The organism is Streptomyces sp. NPDC088350, assembly GCF_044753545.1.
Classification (GTDB): Bacteria; Actinomycetota; Actinomycetes; order Streptomycetales; family Streptomycetaceae; genus Streptomyces.
This window is the reverse complement of the sequence record NZ_JBIVNL010000003.1, coordinates 81,748-99,806: the sequence shown is the minus strand read 5'-3', so window position 1 is coordinate 99,806 and position 18,059 is coordinate 81,748. Positions and strand designations below refer to the sequence as shown.

Annotated in this window: 15 protein-coding genes; 7 read left to right on the top strand and 8 right to left on the bottom strand. The window is 71.2% G+C overall.

What is annotated here, in order from left to right; all coding sequences use genetic code 11:
* Nucleotide 1: 1 nt before the first annotated feature.
* The 3 genes from ACIQBL_RS10315 to ACIQBL_RS10305 form a co-directional block, all read right to left on the bottom strand.
* The gene (locus tag ACIQBL_RS10315) at nucleotides 2-2,224 is read right to left on the bottom strand and encodes an NHLP family bacteriocin export ABC transporter peptidase/permease/ATPase subunit (RefSeq protein WP_401939136.1); all 2,223 of its coding nucleotides are present in this window, start codon (nucleotides 2,222-2,224) and stop codon (nucleotides 2-4) included.
* Nucleotides 2,221-3,027 carry an HlyD family efflux transporter periplasmic adaptor subunit gene (locus ACIQBL_RS10310; RefSeq protein WP_401939135.1) on the bottom strand — a complete coding sequence of 269 codons (807 nt, stop codon included), beginning with the start codon at nucleotides 3,025-3,027 and terminating at the stop codon, nucleotides 2,221-2,223. The genes ACIQBL_RS10315 and ACIQBL_RS10310 overlap by 4 nt, the downstream gene beginning before the upstream one ends.
* 94 nt (nucleotides 3,028-3,121) lie before the next feature.
* Nucleotides 3,122-3,337 carry a type A2 lantipeptide gene (locus ACIQBL_RS10305; protein WP_401939133.1) on the bottom strand — a complete coding sequence of 72 codons (216 nt, stop codon included), beginning with the start codon at nucleotides 3,335-3,337 and terminating at the stop codon, nucleotides 3,122-3,124.
* Nucleotides 3,338-4,105: 768 nt separating this feature from the next.
* Here ACIQBL_RS10305 and ACIQBL_RS10300 point away from each other — a divergent pair.
* Complete coding sequence (locus ACIQBL_RS10300; protein WP_401939132.1) at nucleotides 4,106-5,506, top strand: S1 family peptidase; 1,401 nt, start codon at nucleotides 4,106-4,108, stop codon at nucleotides 5,504-5,506.
* A 97-nt stretch (nucleotides 5,507-5,603) separates the two neighbouring features.
* Here the strand turns inward: ACIQBL_RS10300 and ACIQBL_RS10295 are convergent, their stop codons facing one another.
* Nucleotides 5,604-7,727 carry a SpoIIE family protein phosphatase gene (locus tag ACIQBL_RS10295; protein ID WP_401940680.1) on the bottom strand — a complete coding sequence of 708 codons (2,124 nt, stop codon included), beginning with the start codon at nucleotides 7,725-7,727 and terminating at the stop codon, nucleotides 5,604-5,606.
* A 170-nt stretch (nucleotides 7,728-7,897) separates the two neighbouring features.
* Here ACIQBL_RS10295 and ACIQBL_RS10290 point away from each other — a divergent pair, with 170 nt between their 5' ends.
* The 6 genes from ACIQBL_RS10290 to ACIQBL_RS10265 all read left to right on the top strand — a co-directional run bounded on the left by ACIQBL_RS10290 (nucleotide 7,898) and on the right by ACIQBL_RS10265 (nucleotide 14,515).
* A complete protein-coding gene (locus tag ACIQBL_RS10290; RefSeq protein ID WP_401939131.1) occupies nucleotides 7,898-10,342 on the top strand; it encodes a SpoIIE family protein phosphatase in 2,445 nt (814 codons plus the stop codon).
* 80 nt (nucleotides 10,343-10,422) lie between these two features.
* Nucleotides 10,423-10,707, top strand: a complete 285-nt coding sequence (locus ACIQBL_RS10285) for a hypothetical protein (protein ID WP_401939129.1) — start codon at nucleotides 10,423-10,425, stop codon at nucleotides 10,705-10,707.
* A gap of 91 nt (nucleotides 10,708-10,798) precedes the next feature.
* Nucleotides 10,799-11,866 (top strand): glucose-1-phosphate thymidylyltransferase, encoded by a 1,068-nt coding sequence (locus ACIQBL_RS10280; protein ID WP_401939128.1) that lies wholly within the window; start codon nucleotides 10,799-10,801, stop codon nucleotides 11,864-11,866.
* The gene (gene rfbB / locus ACIQBL_RS10275) at nucleotides 11,863-12,834 is read left to right on the top strand and encodes a dTDP-glucose 4,6-dehydratase (RefSeq protein ID WP_401939126.1); all 972 of its coding nucleotides are present in this window, start codon (nucleotides 11,863-11,865) and stop codon (nucleotides 12,832-12,834) included. Before ACIQBL_RS10280 ends, rfbB begins: the two co-directional genes overlap by 4 nt.
* A complete protein-coding gene (gene rfbD, locus ACIQBL_RS10270) occupies nucleotides 12,834-13,715 on the top strand; it encodes a dTDP-4-dehydrorhamnose reductase (protein WP_401939124.1) in 882 nt (293 codons plus the stop codon). The genes rfbB and rfbD overlap by 1 nt, the downstream gene beginning before the upstream one ends.
* Nucleotides 13,712-14,515: a class I SAM-dependent methyltransferase gene (locus tag ACIQBL_RS10265; RefSeq protein WP_401939122.1), complete on the top strand. Its 804-nt coding sequence runs from the start codon at nucleotides 13,712-13,714 to the stop codon at nucleotides 14,513-14,515. Before rfbD ends, ACIQBL_RS10265 begins: the two co-directional genes overlap by 4 nt.
* Here the strand turns inward: ACIQBL_RS10265 and rfbC are convergent.
* The 4 genes from rfbC to ACIQBL_RS10245 all read right to left on the bottom strand — a co-directional run bounded on the left by rfbC (nucleotide 14,505) and on the right by ACIQBL_RS10245 (nucleotide 18,045).
* Nucleotides 14,505-15,113, bottom strand: a complete 609-nt coding sequence (rfbC, locus tag ACIQBL_RS10260) for a dTDP-4-dehydrorhamnose 3,5-epimerase (RefSeq protein ID WP_401939121.1) — start codon at nucleotides 15,111-15,113, stop codon at nucleotides 14,505-14,507. The genes ACIQBL_RS10265 and rfbC overlap by 11 nt on opposite strands.
* Nucleotides 15,114-15,147: 34 nt before the next feature.
* Nucleotides 15,148-17,115, bottom strand: a complete 1,968-nt coding sequence (locus ACIQBL_RS10255; RefSeq protein WP_401939119.1) for a glycosyltransferase family 2 protein — start codon at nucleotides 17,113-17,115, stop codon at nucleotides 15,148-15,150.
* A gap of 115 nt (nucleotides 17,116-17,230) precedes the next feature.
* On the bottom strand, nucleotides 17,231-17,500 hold the full coding sequence (locus ACIQBL_RS10250) for a hypothetical protein (RefSeq protein WP_401939117.1): 270 nt from the start codon (nucleotides 17,498-17,500) through the stop codon (nucleotides 17,231-17,233).
* Nucleotides 17,501-17,574: 74 nt separating this feature from the next.
* On the bottom strand, nucleotides 17,575-18,045 hold the full coding sequence (locus ACIQBL_RS10245; protein ID WP_401939115.1) for a MarR family winged helix-turn-helix transcriptional regulator: 471 nt from the start codon (nucleotides 18,043-18,045) through the stop codon (nucleotides 17,575-17,577).
* Nucleotides 18,046-18,059: the final 14 nt, after the last annotated feature.

Sequence of the window (18,059 nt, the reverse complement as noted above, 5' to 3'; positions counted from 1 at the left end):
CTCACCGCTCCTTGACCAGCGTGGCGTAGGCGCCGCCGGCCGCCACCAGGGCGTCGTGCCGCCCGCGTTCCACGATCGTGCCGTGTGCGAGGACGACGATCTCGTCGCTGTCGCGCACCGTGCTGAGCCGGTGGGCGATCACCACGCAGGCACAGCCGCGCTTGCGCAGGTTGTCCATCACCACCAGCTCGGTCTCCGCGTCCAGGGCGCTCGTCACCTCGTCCAGGACCAGGATGCTGGGCCTGCGCACCAACGCCCGCGCGATCTCAAGGCGTTGGCGCTGACCGCCGGAGAAGTTGCGCCCGTCCTGCTCGACCCGGCTGTGGATGCCGCCGGGCCGCCGCACGACCACGTCGTACAGGGCCGCGTCCCGCAGCGCCTCCGTCACCGCTTCGTCCGGGATCGAGGGGTCCCACAGCGCCACGTTGTCGCGGACCGAGCCCTCGAAGAGGAACACGTCCTGGTCGACGAAGGACACGGAGGCGGCGAGCGCGCCGCGCGGGATGTCCTCCAGTCGTTGGTCGTCGATGCGGATCACGCCCTCCCAGGGCGTGTAGAGGCCCGAAATCAGCCTGGACACCGTCGACTTGCCGCTGCCGGAGCCGCCGACGAGCGCCACCTGCTGCCCTGGGCCGACCGTGAGCGAGAAGCCGGTGAGGAGGGGCTTGTCGAGGGGGCTGTAGCCGAAGGTGATGTTCTCCAGCTCGACATGACCTTGCAGTCGGCGCGTCGAATCGGCGCCGCCGGCACGGGAGTAGAGGGGATCGGCCTGGAAGTTCTCGACGTCCTTGAGGCGGGCCACGTCGGCCGCGAAGTCCTGGATGCGGCCCGCGACGCCGTTGAGCCGGGTGATCGGCGCGGTGAAGCGGGTGACCAGGGCCTGGAAGGCGACCAACAGGCCTACGGAGATGTGTCCTTCGACCGCCCGCATACCGCCGATCCACAGGATCAGCGCGCTGTTGAGCGAGGCGAGCGTCGGCGCGACCACGCCCAGCCAGGCGCTCGGCACCCCGAGCCGCTGCTGCTCCTCCAGAGTGGTGGCGTGCTGTCCGGCCCACTTGCGGAAGTAGCCGTCCTCGCCGCCGGTCGCCTTCATCGTCTCGATCAACTGGAGCCCGGTGTATGCCGTGTTGGTGAGCCGGGCGCTGTCGGCACGCAGTTTCGCGGTACGGGTCGCGCGCAGCCGGATCACGACCCGCATCGCCACCACGTTCAGCAGCGCAACACCTATGCCCACGTAGGTGAGTTGGGGGTCGTACGTATAGAGGAGGAAGGCGTAGAGCACCACGACCACCGCGTCCACCCCGGCCGCCGAGAGGTCGCGGGCCAGGGTCTCGGCGACGGCGTCGTTCGACTGGAGGCGCTGCACCAGGTCGGCCGGGCTGCGCTGGGCGAAGAACGTCACCGGCAGCCGCAGCAGATGGCGCAGGAAGCGGGCGCTGGAGAGCGTGGAGGAGATGATGCGGCCGTGCAGCAGGTTCGCCTGCTGGAGCCAGGTCAGCACCAGGGTGAGCAGGACGCAGGCCCCCATCGAGGCGAACAGGACGCCCAGCAAGGACGTCTGACCGCCTATCAGGAACATGTCGATGTAGGTCCGGCTGAGCGCGGGCATCGCCGCGCCGACCAGGACCAGCAGCAGACTCGCCAGCACGGCGGCGGGCATCGTGCCCGCGGTACCGCGCAGCCGGGCCGGCATCGCGCCGAGGACGCCCGGCTTGCGCCCGCCCTTCTCGAAACCGTCGCCCGGTTCCATGACCAGGACGACACCGGTGAAACTGGAGTCGAAGTCCTCCATGGGCACGAACCGGCGGCCCTTGCCCGGGTCGTTGATGAACACCCCGCGCCGGCCGAAGCGGCGGCCCATGCCGTCGTAGACGACATAGTGGTTGAACTCCCAGAACAGGACCGCGGGGGAGCGGACTTCGGCGAGGGCGGCCGTGTCCATCTGCATGCCCTTGGCCGTGAGGCCGTAACTGCGCGCCGCCTTCAGCAGGTTGCTGGCGCGTGAGCCGTCGCGGGAGACGCCGCAGGCGATGCGCAGTTCTTCGAGGGGGATGTGGCGGCCGTGGAAGCCGAGGACCATCGCGAGCGAGGCGGCGCCGCACTCCACGGCCTCCATCTGGAGGACGGTGGGCGTACGGACCGTCTTCGCGCGGCCCTTGGGCAGCGGGCGCTTCGGCGGGGCGGAGCAGCGCCGGGAACGGGTGTCCTGTGCGGGGCTCACGGCAGCAGCCAATCGAGGGGACGCTGATCGGCCAGCCGGATCGAGGCCGAGGCCATGGTCATCGAGGTGAGGGCGAACGGCGGCCCGTCGACGGACGACCACCTGTAACCGCTCTTCGTCCGCGCCGACTTGTCGAGCCTCACCAGCACGGCCACCGGCCTGCCCTTCTTGGTGAACTGCTCGCCCAGCTGGCCGTCTCCGAGGAACGCGGCGATCTGCTGCGCCGACTCGGCTGACCGGTCCACCGCCTTCACCCGGCCGCGCAGCACGCCGTACGTCTGCGTGGGCACCGAGGAGACGGTCAGGTCGACGGCGGCGTTCGCGGGGATGGCGGCCGCGTTCTCGGCGGGCACGTACACCGTCGCGTAGAGCGGGTCGGTGGCGTGCGCGACCTTCTCCACGGCGGCGACGTTCGCACCGGTCTGGATGATCTGGCCGATCGTGGCGGCGAGCGCGGTGATGCGGCCCGCGGCCACCGTGCGCACGACGGAGTCGCCGCCGCTCGAACGGACCTTGAGGACAGGGGAGTTGGCGGGCAGCCGGTCCCCTTCCTGGGCGAGGACGGCGGTGACCTGTCCGGCCACGGGACTCTGCAGGAGGTAACTGCCCTCCCCGTGCGTGAGGATGGCGGACGCCCCGACCGTGGACGCCACGGAACCGGTGACCGCCCACACGGACGCGGCGGCCACCACGACCACCGTCACGGCGAGCACGAGCCAGCCCTGGGGACGCGCGAAACGCACCGGAAGATCCAGCTCTTCGGGCGACTGGAGCTTGGCGAGGGCCTGTTGGCGGAACTGCACGGAACTTCCCTCAGCTCAGGGAGAGATCTTCTACGGCAACCCGAGAGTCCCGGAGCCGGGAAGCGGCTCCGGGACTCGGTGGGACAAGGTGCGGTCAGAGACCGGCGACCAGGTGCGTGACCGGGGCCACGTTCAGGCCGGTGACACCCTCGACGGTGCCGACGACCGTGTCGACCAGGCCGGAGACCGGGGCGACGCCGTCCACCAGGCCGGTGACGGTGCCGAGGGCGTTCACGGACAGACCGCCGGAGACGTTGTCGAGCTCGGCGTCGGAGATCTCGACGGTCTCAACCTGGGGGGTGGAGTTCATGATGGAACTTCCCTTCATATGGATATTCACAAGGGGGGAGCGGCCCCCTCTGGGGACAGAGCGACGGCCGCGACCGCAGGCGCCGGGCGCCGTTTCCGGAGCCCTCGCGGCTCCTGCGGTGCGACGGATCAAAGCACGCTGCGGGCGGACCCAGCCAGTCAATCCCCCGTCCCACCAGGGCACTTGAGCCGCATCAGGCGCGAACCGTGCAGGGGCGCACACCACATGTCGGCGACTTCTTCACACCCTGCACGGCATCGCTCCCCGGGAGCGCTTGCTTCCCCGATGCGGAATCCGGCACTCCCTACCAAAGGCGTTCCGTGGAGCGTGTGCATGTGCAGATCTGCCGCACCCGGTGACTTCGTTGGGTACGCGCTGTGCAGATTCCCTGAAGTGAGGATTCCGCTCCCTGTTCTCGACGGAACGTATCCGACCGATCGCTTTCCGTATCGGCTCGGGAAGGTGCCGGGAGTGCGCGAACCGGGCCGGTGTGCGGGCAGGTTTGGTCGGCACCGATTCGATCAAGACATCCGGCCGCTCGCCGCGTGGCGGCGAACAGGCGCTGCCACGCAGCGGATACGGGCCCGCGACCACCTCCGGCCCCCGCCTGGTCAGAGGTTGGACATGGCCGATTCCCGTTTTCGCAAAGGAAGTTGGGAAACGGAATTGAACGCCTCACGTGACACGTGCGTATCAACGGGCATCCAGGCGCCCCACTAAGCCGCCACCCCGGCGGCACAGACCCCGGTCCCCAGGAGGTCGAGAAGTTTGAGTCACAAGCGAATTCCGAAGCGCAAGGCCGCGATAGCCGTCGGCGGTGTCGCCGCTCTCGGAGCGGCGGCGATCCTGCTGCCGAACGCCAACGCGTCCCAGGACAATTCGGCAAGCGCCGCCACCCCCAAGACCCTCAAGGCGGCGGGTGCCTCGGATCTCTCCTCGCAGATCGCCGGACTGCTGGGTGACGCGTTCGCCGGGTCCTACTACGACAGCGCCACGCAGCAGCTCGTCGTCAACGTGATCTCCGGCGACAACAACAACGTCGTCGTGCAGGCGGAGAAGGCCGGCGCCAAGGTGCGCCAGGTGCAGAACAGCACCGCCGAACTCACCGCCGCCGCACAGGTGTTGAAGACCAAGGCCACCATCCCCGGCACCGCCTGGTCGGTCGACCCGAAGACCAACAAGATCCAGGTCCTCGCCGACAGCAGCGTCACCGGCGCCAAGTGGGACACCGTGCTCTCGACGGTCAAGAGCCTCGGCACCAGCATGGCCACCGTCAAGAAGACCGCCGGCTCCTTCAAGACGCTGGTGTCGGGCGGCGACGCCATCTTCGCCCAGACCGCCCAGGGCGGCGTCCGCTGCTCCCTCGGCTTCAACGTCACGGCGAGCGACGGCACCCCCGCCTTCCTGACCGCCGGACACTGCGGCGTCGCGGCGAAGCAGTGGTCCGACTCGCAGAACGGCCAGCCGATCGCCACGGTCGACCAGGCCACCTTCCCCGGCAACGACTTCTCCCTCGTGAAGTACGACGACCCGGCCACGCAGACCACGAGCGACGTCAACGTGGGCAACGGCCAGACCGTCCAGATCACCCAGGCCGAGGACGCCACGGTCGGCACGCAGGTCTTCCGGATGGGCTCCACCACCGGTCTGCACAACGGCACGGTCACCGGGCTCGACGCGACCGTCAACTTCCAGAGCGAGACCGACCCCAACGGCGTCGACACCGTCAACGGCCTCATCCAGACGGACGTCTGCGCCGAGGCGGGTGACAGCGGCGGCTCGCTCTTCACCCAGGACGGCGGCGCGGTCGGCCTCACCTCCGGCGGCAGCGGCGACTGCACCAGCGGCGGCGAGACCTTCTTCCAGCCGGTCACCGCCGCGCTCACGGCGACCGGGGCCACCCTCGGCGACGCGGGTGCCGGTGCTGCGGGTGCCGGTGCCGGTGCGGGCGCGGGCGACACCGCCACGGCGGACCCGTCGGCGACGGCGGCCGACCCCTCCGCCACCGCCACCGACGGCACGGGCGACCAGTCCGGAGCGGCCGACCCGTCGGCCACCGACGGCACCGGTGCCCAGTCCGGAGCCGTCGACCCGTCCGCCACGGACGGCACAGGCGCCGGGACGGGCACCGGAACCGGCGACGGCTCCGCGCTCACCTCAAGCCACTGACCCGACCCCTTCTCGCGATTCCGGTCGGCGGTGGATCGGTCCGGCCCTCCGGCGGGAGGGCCGGACCGCCCTGTTGTGCACGTCGTTCCGGGCCCGGCTACCGGGCCCGCAGCAGAAGCAGCGCCACGTCGTCGATCCGCTCCCGGGCCGAGGCGCTGTCCCGCACGAGCGCGTCGGCGATCTCCTCCAACGGCAGCTCCCCGGCCTCGACGAGGCGTTGCCCCAGTTCGGCCAGCGCGTCCTCGATGTCGACGCCGGGGGACTCGATGAGCCCGTCGGTGTAGAGCACGAGGACGGAGCCGGGCGCGAGATCGACCTCCGTCGTCGGATAGACGGCGTCCGCGTCGATGCCCAGCAGCGGACCGCCCGCCAGGTCCAGCACCCGCACCCGCCCGTCCGGACGGCGCAGCAACGGCGGCGGATGCCCGGCCCGCGCCATCACGGCCGTACCGCGCGCCGGATCGAGCCGTAGATACAGACAGCTCGCGAACAGCTCGGACCCCAGGTCGATCAGCAGCCGGTTGGTGCTGCGCATGACCTCCGCCGGAGCCTGGCCGACCGTCGTGTACGCGCGGACGGCGGTGCGGATCTGCCCCATCAGCCCGGCCGCGGTCACGTTGTGCCCCTGTACATCGCCGATCACCGCCGCCAGGCCCTCGGACGTCACCAGGTCGTAGAAGTCGCCGCCGATCTCCATGCCCTGCGTGGCCGGCAGATAGCGGGCGGCGGCCTCCATGCCCGGCAGCGGCGGCAGCGAGTGCGGCAGCAGCGCCGCCTGCAACCCGTGCGCCAGCCGGTTCTTCACGTCGTAGAGCAGCGCACGCTCCAGCGCCTGCGCGATCAGCCCGCCCAGACTCGTCAGCACGGCCCGCTCGTCCGCGGGGAAGGCGTGCGGCTCGGCATACGCCAGCACACAGGTGCCGACCGGGCGTCCGGACGCGATCAGCGGCAGATACGCCCAGGCCGCGAACCCGTCGGGGGTGGCGTGCCGGCTCGGATACAGCCGCTCCAGCTCCTGCCGGGAGTCGAAGAACGCCGGCACACCGCTGTTCAGCGCCGCCGTCCCCGGCGTCGACCCGGTCAGCGCCATCCCGTCGAAGCGCTCCACGACCTGCGGGTCCGGATAGCCCCGGTGCCCCAGTACGTGCAGCCGCCCGCCCCGCGAACCGAGGACGACCAGCGCCTGGCTGCCCACGGCCGGGGCGACCTCGTCCGCGATCAACTGCACCACGTCCTCCACCCCGACCGCCTCGGTGAGCGCCCCGGCCAGGCTCAGCACCTGCGAGATGGTCACAAGCCGCGACGGCCCGTCGCCCGGCCGCGGCGCAGCACGGCTCAGCTCCGCGACCGCCCGCGCCCGGCTGATCCGTACGCTCAGCCCGGTGGTGTTCGGATACAGCCGGAACGACAGCCACTCGCCCGGCGGGCGCAGCGCCACGAACGAGGTGACCTGCTGACTGAGCAGCGCGGCCCGGTAACGGTCCTCGTACACCGGGTCGTTGAGCCAGGGCAGCGCCGCCCACAACTGGGTGCCCAGCAGTCCGCTCACCGACATGCCGAGCAGCTCCCCGGCCGCCGCGTTCGCGAAGCCGACCCGCCCGTGCAGATCCAGCGAACACAGCCCGTACGGCAGCCGGGCCACCATCCGCGCCGCCTCGACCGTGCCCAGCGTCCCGGCCACACTCGTCGCGGGCCCCGTCGCGAGCAGATCGGGCTCCGCGCGCACCGGCCGGCGCTCCTCGACGGCCCGCTCCAGCCGCACCGCGAGCCGGTCGCAGGCGGTGGTCAGCTGCTCGCGGTCCCGGTCGGACAGCACCGGCGGATGCGAACCCGGCCAGGTCACGAAGACCGAGCCGTAGACCGTGGACCCGGTGGCGACCGGCACCGCGGCCAGCGCGAAGGGATACGGCAGGACGACCGCGATGCGCGGATAGCGGCGGGCCATGTCCTCCTCGCCGCCCACCCAGATCAGCCGCCGCTCGCGCACCGCCTCGGCGACCGGGATCGGCGCGCTCAGCCCGACCCGCTCCCAGGGCGCGGCGAAGGCGCGGGGCAGGCCCGCCATCACGGCCATCTCCAGCACCGGCTCGTCGGGCGTCAGCAGATACACCGCACCCGAGTGCGCGTGGACGCCGTCCATCATCGTGGCCAGCGCGAGCGACAGCAGCGGCCGGCCGACCGGGGTCCGCGGGGACGCCTGCGCGTCGGACACGCCGACCACCTCCTCGCCCGGCCGTGCCGTTTCAGGGATCAGGGCCAGGCTCCACCCTGGGGACCCGACGCGCACGGCGAGCGACCGCCCCCGGCGGGCCGGGGGCCATCCGGTCCCTCCTCTCCACGGAACGGTCACAGGGGCTGCGCACTCGCTGTATAAGCGCTGTAATTGCGGACGTGGTCAGTGAGGGCGCTGAGGGTCGCGGAACGAGAACGTCGCGTGCCGAACTTGCCCTCAAAACGCTCACCGTCGATCTCGACTCCCGCGAACGGCTGCGCCGCGTCCTCGAACAGGCCCTCGTGTTCGCCGGTGCGAGCTTCGCCGGGGTGTACACGCCCGGTGCCGACGCCGACCTGCTCTGCCTGGTCGAGTCGGTCGGTGTACCGCGGACGCTCTACGGGCTGCGGGACGGCTATCCGGCGTCCGGGGGATCACCGCCCGCCGAGGTCCGCCGTACCGGACACGCGGTGTGGCTCGGCCCCGAGGAACTGGCCGCCGGCTGCGACGCGCGGCGGCTGCCGTCGGGGGAGTTCCATCTGGCGGCCCTGCCCGTGGGCGGGGACCGGGGCGGCGGCTGTCTGCTCGCGGTGAGTGAGCGACCGGAGGGCTTCGGCACCGACGACCGCGCCTGCCTCACGCTGATCGCCGAGGCGGTCGCGATCCCGGTACCGGCCGAGGCCGTGGCGGGCGGGGAACTGCCCGCGGGCTCGTTCGACCTGGCCATGGACACCGGGCGGGTCGAGGTCGGCGGCGACATCCTGGCGCTGTTCGGGCTGGGCCCGGACGACTTCGACGGCAAGGTCGAGACCCTCCTCGGACTGACCGTGCCGGAGGACCTGCCCTCACTGATGTCCGTCGTCGAGGCCGACCACATGGCCATCGGCGACCGCGAGCTGGAGTTCCGGATCCTGCAGCCCTCGGGACCGCCGAAGTGGCTGCGGCTGCGCGGCCGGCTGCTGCCCGGCGGCGACGGCCGCCCGGCCCGCCTCGTCGGCACCGTCGGCGACGCCTCCCAGCTGCGCTCCGGCGTCAACGACGTGGCCCGCGTCCAGCGCCTCGCCGCCGCGCTCGCCATGGCCGGCACGGTCCGCGACGTCAGCCAGGCCGTGGTCGCCGCCCTGCGCAAACCGCTGCGCGCCGACCGCATCGCCCTCGCCGAGCTGGAGGGCGACCGGCTCGTCGTCACCGTCCTCGACCCGCCCGAACCGGAAGCCTGGCCCGAGCTGTGGCGCCAGGAGTGGCGCAGCGAATGGCCCGACGCGCCCGTGCGCACCATGCCCACCCTCGCCGCCGCCCTGAGCGAGGGCCGCGCCGCGATCTGGCCCGCCGGCACCGCCCTGGAACCCGCCCTCGCCGAGGTCGGCCCGGGCGGCCTCGCCGTACTGCCGCTGTCCGCCGGCGGCCGGGTGTCCGGGGCCTGCCTGATCGGCTGGGACAGCCCGCACGTCTTCGGCCCCGACGAACGCGCCCTGCTCACCGCCTCCGCCGGCCTCGCCGGCCAGGCCCTGATGCGCGCCCACGCCTTCGACGCCGAACACGAACTCGTCGGCATGCTCCAGCGCCAGCTGCTGCCGCGCCGCCTGCCGAAACTGCCCGGCGCGGTCGCCGTCGCCCGCTATCTGCCGACCACCGCCGGTCTGGAGGTCGGCGGCGACTGGTACGACGTGATCCCACTGCCCGACAACCACGTCGCCCTCGTCATCGGCGACGTCCAGGGCCACAACGCGGGCGCCGCCACCCTCATGAGCCAGATGCGCACCGCGCTGCGCGCCTACGCCGTCGAGGGACACCCGCCCGACGTGGTCGTCTCGCACGCCAACCGCCTCCTCATGGACCTGGAGACGGACCTCTTCGCCACCTGCTGCTACGTCGACGTCAACCTGGAGGAGGGCTCCGCCTGGTACGTGCGGGCCGGCCATCTGCCGCCCGTCCTGCGCCACCCGGACGGCGGCACCGAGATCCCCGACGCGGACGGCGGCCCGCCGCTCGGCGTGGTCACCCAGGCCGACTTCCCGATGAGCCCGCTGCGGCTCCAGCCCGGCACCGTCGTCGCGCTGACCACCGACGGCCTCGTCGAGTCCAAGGAGGCCGACATCGACGAGGGCATCGACCGCCTCGCCCACGGCCTCGCCGTCTCCGACCCCGCCCACCTCGGCCTCGTCGCCGACGCCCTGCTCGGCAACGCCCGCCGCGACGACGACGTGGCCCTGCTCCTCATGCGCTACGACGGCCTCGCCACCCGCCCCCTCCGCGAGAACTGGACGGTGTGGCGCGTCCCCGAGGCGGCCCGGCACGCCCGCCGCTTCACCAAGCGCACCCTGCGCGTCTGGGGTGTCACCGAGGAGACCGACGCCATCCTCCTCGTCGTCTCCGAGCTGGTCACCAACGCCCTGGTCCACACCGACGGGCCCGTCCGGCTCGACCTCACCCTCGTCAACCGCCGGTTCCGCGTCGCCGTCGCCGACTCCTCGCCGCGCACCCCCGTCAAACCGACCAGCATCGGCTGGGAGGCCACCGGAGGCCGCGGGATCCTCCTCGTCGAGGCCATGTCGGCTGCCTGGGGCACCGTGCCGGTGAGCGGCGGCAAACAGGTGTGGGCCGAGATCGCACTCGACCGGTAGACGGCCGCACGGGTGCCTGCCGGGCGCGCGGCGGCAGGTCGGGACGGCTGAGCGCGCCCGCCGTGATGGGGTGCGTGCTTGTGGCACACACCTTCGAAGAACTGGTCGAGAAGCAGCGCGCGGCCCAGGCGGCACGCGCCCGGGTCCAGGAGATGCGCGACGCCCTGGGAGCCCCCGCCCACGAACCCTGGACCGAGTCCCAGACCGACGTCTACGAGACCGCCTGGCGGGCCTGGCGCGACCTCGCCCGTGACGCCCAGGCCGCGGTGAACGAGTACGCGAAGGACGAGGGCCGCGACCGCGCCGAGGTCGAGGCGGACGTACAGCGCACAGCGGGCGATATCCCCGGGTCGGACGCCGGATAGACATCTCGGCGCCCACCTATCGTTGGACTGTCGTAACAAACGAACAAGGGGAGGAACGATGAACGTCCCGGTATGACGCTAAGGTGAAGCGATGAAGGCTCTCGTTCTCTCCGGCGGCACTGGATCCCGCCTGAGGCCGATCACACACACATCGGCAAAGCAGCTCGTCCCGGTGGCCAACAAGGCCGTCCTTTTCTACGGGCTCGAATCGCTCGCCGACGCGGGCATCACCGAGGTCGGCATCATCGTCGGCGACACCGCGGCGGAGATCGAGGAGGCGGTGGGCGACGGGTCGAAGTTCGGCCTGCAGATCACCTACATCCCGCAGGACCGTCCTCTCGGACTGGCCCACGCCGTTCTCATCGCGCGCGAATACCTCGGCGACGACGACTTCGTGATGTACCTCGGCGACAACTTCATCGTCGGTGGCATCACCGGTCTCGTCGAGGGCTTCCAGTCCAACAAGCCCGACGCGCAGATCCTCCTCACCCACGTGCCCGACCCCCGCTCCTTCGGCGTCGCCGAGCTCAGCGAATCCGGCCAGGTCATCGGCCTGGAGGAGAAGCCGGAGCACCCCAAGAGCGACCTCGCCCTGGTCGGTGTCTACCTCTTCACGCCCGCCATCCACGACGCCGTGCGCGCCATCAAGCCGTCCTGGCGCGGCGAGCTGGAGATCACCCACGCCATCCAGCAGCTGATCGACGACGGCGCCGACGTGCGCTCCTCGGTCATCCACGGCTACTGGAAGGACACGGGCAACGTCGTCGACATGCTCGAGGTCAACCGGACCGTCCTGGAGAGCATGGAGCGCCGTATCGACGGCGAGGTCGACGACGCCACCGAGACCATCGGGCGCGTGGTGATCGAAGAGGGCGCGCGCATCGAGCGCTCGCGCATCGTCGGACCCGTCATCATCGGGTCCGGAACCGTCGTGAGCGACTCCTACGTCGGACCGTTCACCTCGGTCGCGGAGAACTGCCGGATCACCGACAGTGAGCTGGAGTTCTCCATAGTGCTGCAGGACTCGTCCATCGCCGGGGTGGGCCGGATCGAGTCCTCGCTCATCGGCAAGCACGTCGAAGTGACCCCCGCTCCGGGGGTACCCAGCGCCCACCGCCTCGTTCTCGGAGACCACAGCAAGGTGCAGATCCGTTCATGAATCTCCTCGTCACCGGCGCCGCCGGCTTCATCGGTTCCACGTACGCCCGCATGCTCCTCGCCTCGGACGCGGCCGACGCGCCCCGCATCACGGTGCTGGACAAGCTCACGTACGCCGGCACGCTCGACAACCTGGACCTCGAGCACCCGCGCCTCGACTTCGTCCAGGGCGACATCTGCGACGCCGAACTGGTCGACAAGCTGATGGCCGAGGCGGACCAGGTGGTCCACTTTGCCGCCGAGTCCCACGTGGACCGCTCGATCAACGGCGCCGCCGACTTCGTCCGCACCAACGTGGTGGGCACCCAGGTCCTGCTCGACGCGGCCCTGCGCTACGGCACCCCGTTCGTGCACGTCTCCACCGACGAGGTCTACGGCTCCATCGAGACCGGCTCCTGGCCCGAGAGCCACCCGCTGGCGCCCAACTCGCCGTACTCCGCGTCGAAGGCCTCCTCCGACCTGCTCGCCCTGGCCTACCACCGCACCCACGGCCTGGACGTGCGCGTCACCCGCTGCTCGAACAACTACGGGCCGCACCAGTTCCCCGAGAAGGTCATCCCGCTGTTCGTCAGCAACCTCCTCGACGGCAAGAAGGTCCCGCTGTACGGCGAGGGCCTCAACGTCCGCGACTGGCTGCACGTCGAGGACCACTGCCAGGGCATCGAGCTCGTGCGCACCAAGGGCCGGGCCGGCGAGGTCTACAACATCGGCGGCGGCACCGAGCTCAGCAACAAGGAGCTCACCGGCCTGCTGCTGGAGGCCTGCGGCGCGGACTGGGACCGGGTCGAGCGCGTCGAGGACCGCAAGGGCCACGACCTGCGCTACTCCGTCGACTGGTCCAAGATCCACGACGAGCTCGGCTACACCCCGCAGCACGACTTCACCGCGGGCCTGGCCGACACCGTCGCCTGGTACCGCGACAACCGGGCCTGGTGGGAGCCCCTCAAGGCCCGGGTGGAGCGCGGCTGATGAAGTGGCTGGTCACCGGAGCCGGCGGGATGCTCGGCCACGACGTGCTGGAGGAACTCGCCCGCCGCGGTGAGCAGTTCGCCGGTCTCGACCGCGCCGCCCTGGACATCACCGACCCCGCGTCGGTGGACCGGGCGTTCGCGGAGCACCACCCCGACGTGGTGGTCAACTGCGCGGCGTACACCGCCGTCGACGACGCCGAGACCGACGAGGAGCGGGCCCTTCGCATCAACGGCGAGGGGCCCCGGCTCCTCGCCCGCGCCTGCGCCGCCGCGGGCGCGCGACTGGTCCATGTGTCGACCGACTACGTCTTCGACGGCGAGGCCCGCAGCACGCCGTACCCGGAGAATCACTCCACCGCCCCGCGCACCGCGTACGGCCGTACCAAACTCGCGGGCGAGCAGGCCGTGTTGGCGGAACTGCCCGGTGCGAGCGCGGTCGTGCGCACGGCTTGGCTGTATGGAGCCTGTGGGGGTAACTTCGTCCGCACGATGATCGAGCTGGAGGCACGTCGGGACACTCTCGACGTCGTCGACGACCAGCGCGGTCAGCCGACCTGGACCGCCGACGTCGCCGTGCGGATCGCCGATCTCGGCGAGCGCATCGGTCAAGTCGAAGGCGCGCACGGGGTGTTCCACGCGACCAGCTCCGGCGAGACCAGCTGGCACGGTCTCGCACAGGAGGTGTTCCGGCTCATCGACGCAGACCCGGAGCGTGTCCGCCCCACCACGAGCGCGGCCTTCGTCCGTCCCGCGCCCCGCCCCGCCTACAGCGCCCTCGGGCACGAGCGGTGGCGGGAGATCGGCCTGGAACCGCCCAGGGACTGGCGGTCCGCCCTGCACGAAGCACTTCCGCATATCCGCAAGGAGATTTCTTCGTGAAACGTCATGAGTTCCTGCGGGGGCTCCACAAAGCAACTGCGAACCGCAACTACCTGGAGATCGGCGTCAACGACGGCCGCAGCCTGACGCTCTCCCGGGTACCCAGCGTCGCGATCGATCCCGCGTTCAAGGTGGTCACGGAGATCCGCTGCGACGTCCACCTGGCCAAGGCGACCAGCGACGACTTCTTCGCCCGGGACAACCCGCTGGTGCACCTGCGGGGCGGCCGCCACCCCCTGCGTCAACTGGCCCGCAACCGCAGCCCGTTGGGCTGGTGGCGGACCACCACGCTGGACCTGTCGTTCATCGACGGCATGCACCTCTTCGAGTACGCGCTCCGCGACTTCATCAACGTGGAGAAGCACTCGGACTGGGCCAGCGTCATCGTCTTCGACGACATGCTGCCGCGCAGCATCGACGAGGCGGCCCGGGACCGGCACACCGACGCCTGGACCGGCGACGTCTACAAGCTGGTCGAGATCCTCGCCCGCTACCGTCCCGACCTCGTGACGGTCCTGGTGGACACCCAGCCCACCGGCCAGCTCGTCGTCTTCGGCGCGGACCCCGGCAGCACCGTCCTCAAGGACAAGTACGACGAGATCATCGCCGAGTTCGAGGTCCCGGACCCGCAGAAGGTGCCCGAGGCGATCCTGGAGCGCACCACCGCGGTGAAGCCCGAGGCGCTGCTCGGCGCCGGTTTCTGGGGCCCCCTCGCCACGGCCCGCAACCGCGGGACCAAGCGGTCCCGCGGCTGGGAGCCCCTGCGCCGCTCGCTGGAGCAGCTCAGCGTCAGCCGCTGACCTGCCCACCGCGCAGTCGCTCGTAGTAGGCGGAGCAGTCCGCGTAGGACGGAAGAAGTCCTGACTGCTCCGCCTCTGCCAGTGTCGGCGCCTCGGCGTCCTTCTCCGACAGCACCGGCTCGAAGCCCTCGGGCCAGGCGATGCCCAGCGCGGGGTCGAGCGGGTTGATCCCGTGCTCACGCCCGGGGGAGTAACCCGTCGAGCACAGGTACACCACCGTCGCGTCGTCGGTGAGGGCCATGAACGCGTGCCCCAGCCCTTCCGCGATGAACACGGAGTGGTGGGTGTCGTCGTCCAGCCGTACGGCCTCCCACTGACCGAACGTGGGAGAGCCGACGCGGATGTCCACGATCACGTCGAGGACGGCGCCGCGCACGCACTTCACGTACTTGGCCTGGCTCGGCGGCACGTCGGAGAAGTGCACACCGCGCACCACGCCCCGTCGCGACACCGAGCAGTTGGCCTGCGCCAGATCCAGGTCGTACCCGGTGGCCTCGCGGAACTCCGCACCGCGGTACCACTCGTGGAAACCGCCCCGGTCGTCAGGGAAGACCTTGGGCTCCAGGACCCAGGCGCCTTCTATCCCCAGTGCTCGCACGTTCTTCCGTCCTCCATGGCTTGCTTGTGTGGTGCTACTTGTTCAGGGCGCGCTTCAGCTTGCGCGCCACCCGGCGGGCCAGCCCCGGCTTGGGCTTGGCGGCCACCGGCTTCGGCGCCGGCTTGGGCTGGGCGGGCTGGGCGGGTTTCGGCGCCGCCTCCACCCGGATACCGCCGGCGTCACCAGTCAGCCGCACCGGCAGCCCGAGGAAGCGCTGCCCGGTGGCCGCCGGGGTCAGGCACACCGACGCGTTCCACGCCAGGTCCTTCAGTTCGGCCGCGGGCACCTCGGCCGCGAGCCGTGCGCCGGAGGACTCGGGGGAGACCACACCGGGCACGTCCAGGGTCGTACCGGACGACTTGTGCGTCAGGCGCAGCAGGACGTCGGTGGTGGCCGGGACGTAGAAGGGGAGCAGGACGCCGACGCGGGCGCCGGTGACCGTGAAGTCCTCGGGCTTGAGGTCGGCGAGGCCGAGGCGCTTGCTCGCCTTGTCGACGTCCAGGGAGAAGTTGCCGTGCGGCTCGGTGTAGTACGGCAGCATCACCTGGCCGGCGACGACACCGGCGTGCCCGGCGTTCTCGCCGTGCTGCGGGACCGGGCCGAGGCGGCACTCCTTGTTCCAGGAGCCGATGACGACCCGGACGTAGGTGTCCCAGAGGCCGCTGTCGAGCGGGCTGCCGCCGGCCGCGGTGGCGGGGTCGACGGTGGCCGTGGCGTGCAGCACCAGGCGGACGCCGTCGCCGTCGGCGACCGTCTCGTGCGAGATCGCGACGGGCTGGAAGTGCGAGGCGGCGCTGGTGCGTTCACGGACGACGAGGTCGGCCGTCGCCTTCTTGAAGTGGGCGGTGGCGTCGGCCGTGAGCATGGCGGTCGCCTCGGCGAGGGTCTTCGGGTCCGGGTGCTTGGGGGCCGGGGCGCCCTCGGCCTCGAAGACCGCCGGCTTGCCGTCGATGACGAACTCGGCCTGGTAGTGGACCAGCAGCTTGCCGTCGCGCCACTCGATCTCGCCGGGGACCGCCGTCGGCTTGAGGGAGGCCTCCCACTCGGCGAGCTCGACGAGGTCGTCGTAGCGGTCGGCGGCGGCGAGGGCCGCGACGACCCGCAGGCGCGGGCCGAGACCGGCCGCGACGCCGGGGCCGAAGCGCTCGGTCATGACACCGCGGATCTCCTTGAGGAGCTGCCGGCGGTAGTCGTCCGGGGCCTTGAGGAGACGGCCGCCACCCAGACGCTCCATCATCTCCACACGCAGCCAGCGGCGGAAGATCTTGTCGCGGGCCGGACCCGGCTCGGTGTACTTCTCGACGACGTCGAGGGCCTCGCGCAGGTTCTTGAAGTAGCCGACCGGGTCGAAGCGCTGGAAACCGGCGTTCGAGGCGTCCTCGCGCTTGATGTGGTAGTAGCAGACGTAGTCGCTGAGCACGGCGACGTTGTCCGCGGCGAGGTAGGCCTCCGTCACGAAGACGTGGTCCTCCAGGCGGCGACGCCCCTCGGGGAACCGCAGGTTGATGCGGTCGAGGAAGGCGCGGCGGAGCATCTTGTGCGGGGTGAGGCTGTCCATCAGCGGCGCGGTCTCGACCGACGCGTGCGGATAGTTCTTGCGGAACAGCTCCACGGGCACCGCGCGGCCCTTGCCGGCCATCTTGCCGACGATGACGTCGGCGCCGTTGGCCACGCCGTACTCGTACATCCGCTCCAGGGCCTCGTCGCCGAGGTAGTCGTCGTTGTCGACGAACATGACGAACTCGCCCTTGGAGGCGGCGATACCGACGTTGCGGGGCTTGCCGGACCAGCCCGACGCCTCCTGGTGGATGACGTGGATGTGGGGGTGCTCGGCGGCGACCTCGTCGAGCCGCGCGGGTGTGCCGTCCGTCGAGCCGTCGTCGACGAAGATCGCCTCGTACTCGTCGTTAGGCAGCGACTGCCTGAGCAGAGAGGAGATGCAATCCTCGATATAGGGCCCTGGGTTGTACACAGGGACGACGACACTGACCTTGACCGACATCCGGCTTCTAGCCCCCTTGTTTTCGCTGTCCGTCCCCGTTGTGGAACGGCGCGGGTGGGCTGATGCTAACCCGGTCTGTCTCGATGCCGCCCATTGGGCTTCTGTTGGGCAACGGTTAACCCGCCGTAGACCGACGTCGGCTCACGTCGTGGGTCTTGGTCGGGAGTTCCAGGATTTCGACAGAAGTACCCGTTTGGCCCGAATATGGGACGATTCGCGCGGCCGGATAGGCGGCCGAGGTGCCGAACCCGAGCAGGACCCGGGCGGCGATCAGCACGCCGAGCGAGGGTGTGGGGGCGCCCATGAGGCCGGCGATGCCGATGGGCACGAGGGCCACGGCGATCGTCGAGGAGCTGATCGGGTTCCGTACGGAGTCGAGGAGCATCGGCGCGATCGGGCGCCGGTGGAAGCCGGCCGGCGCGGGACGCGTGGTCCGCGGGGCCCGGGGGAGCCTCCGTGTCACTGCTCCGGCAGTCGTTCCATCAACGCCAGCGCGTCGAGGACGGTCCGTCGTTCCCGCTCGGTGCACCGGTCCTCGAAGGCGCGCGCCAGCCACTCCTCGCGGACCTGCCGGTTGTCCTCGATCCGCGCGCGGCTCGCTTCGGTGAGCGTGACGAGCTGTCCGCGGCCGTCCTCGGGATCGGGGCTGCGGCGGATCAGCCCGTGCTGGTCGAGGGCGGCGGGGGTGGCGGCCATCGACTGCGGCCTGACCCCCTGGGCGGACGCCAGGGCACTGGCCGTGGCCGCGCCGCGCCTGCCGACCAGGGTGAGCGCCGACTCCTGCGACGGGGTGAGGTCCTCGTCGGTCGCGACCTCACGGATGCGGCGCCGCAGCCGGCTGAGCACGACCCGCAGATCGCGCGCGGAGCGGGCGGCGGAGTCGGGGATGCCCGCAGCCGTCTCGCACGTCTCGGTCGGCTTGTGATCCATGCCCTCACCGCAGA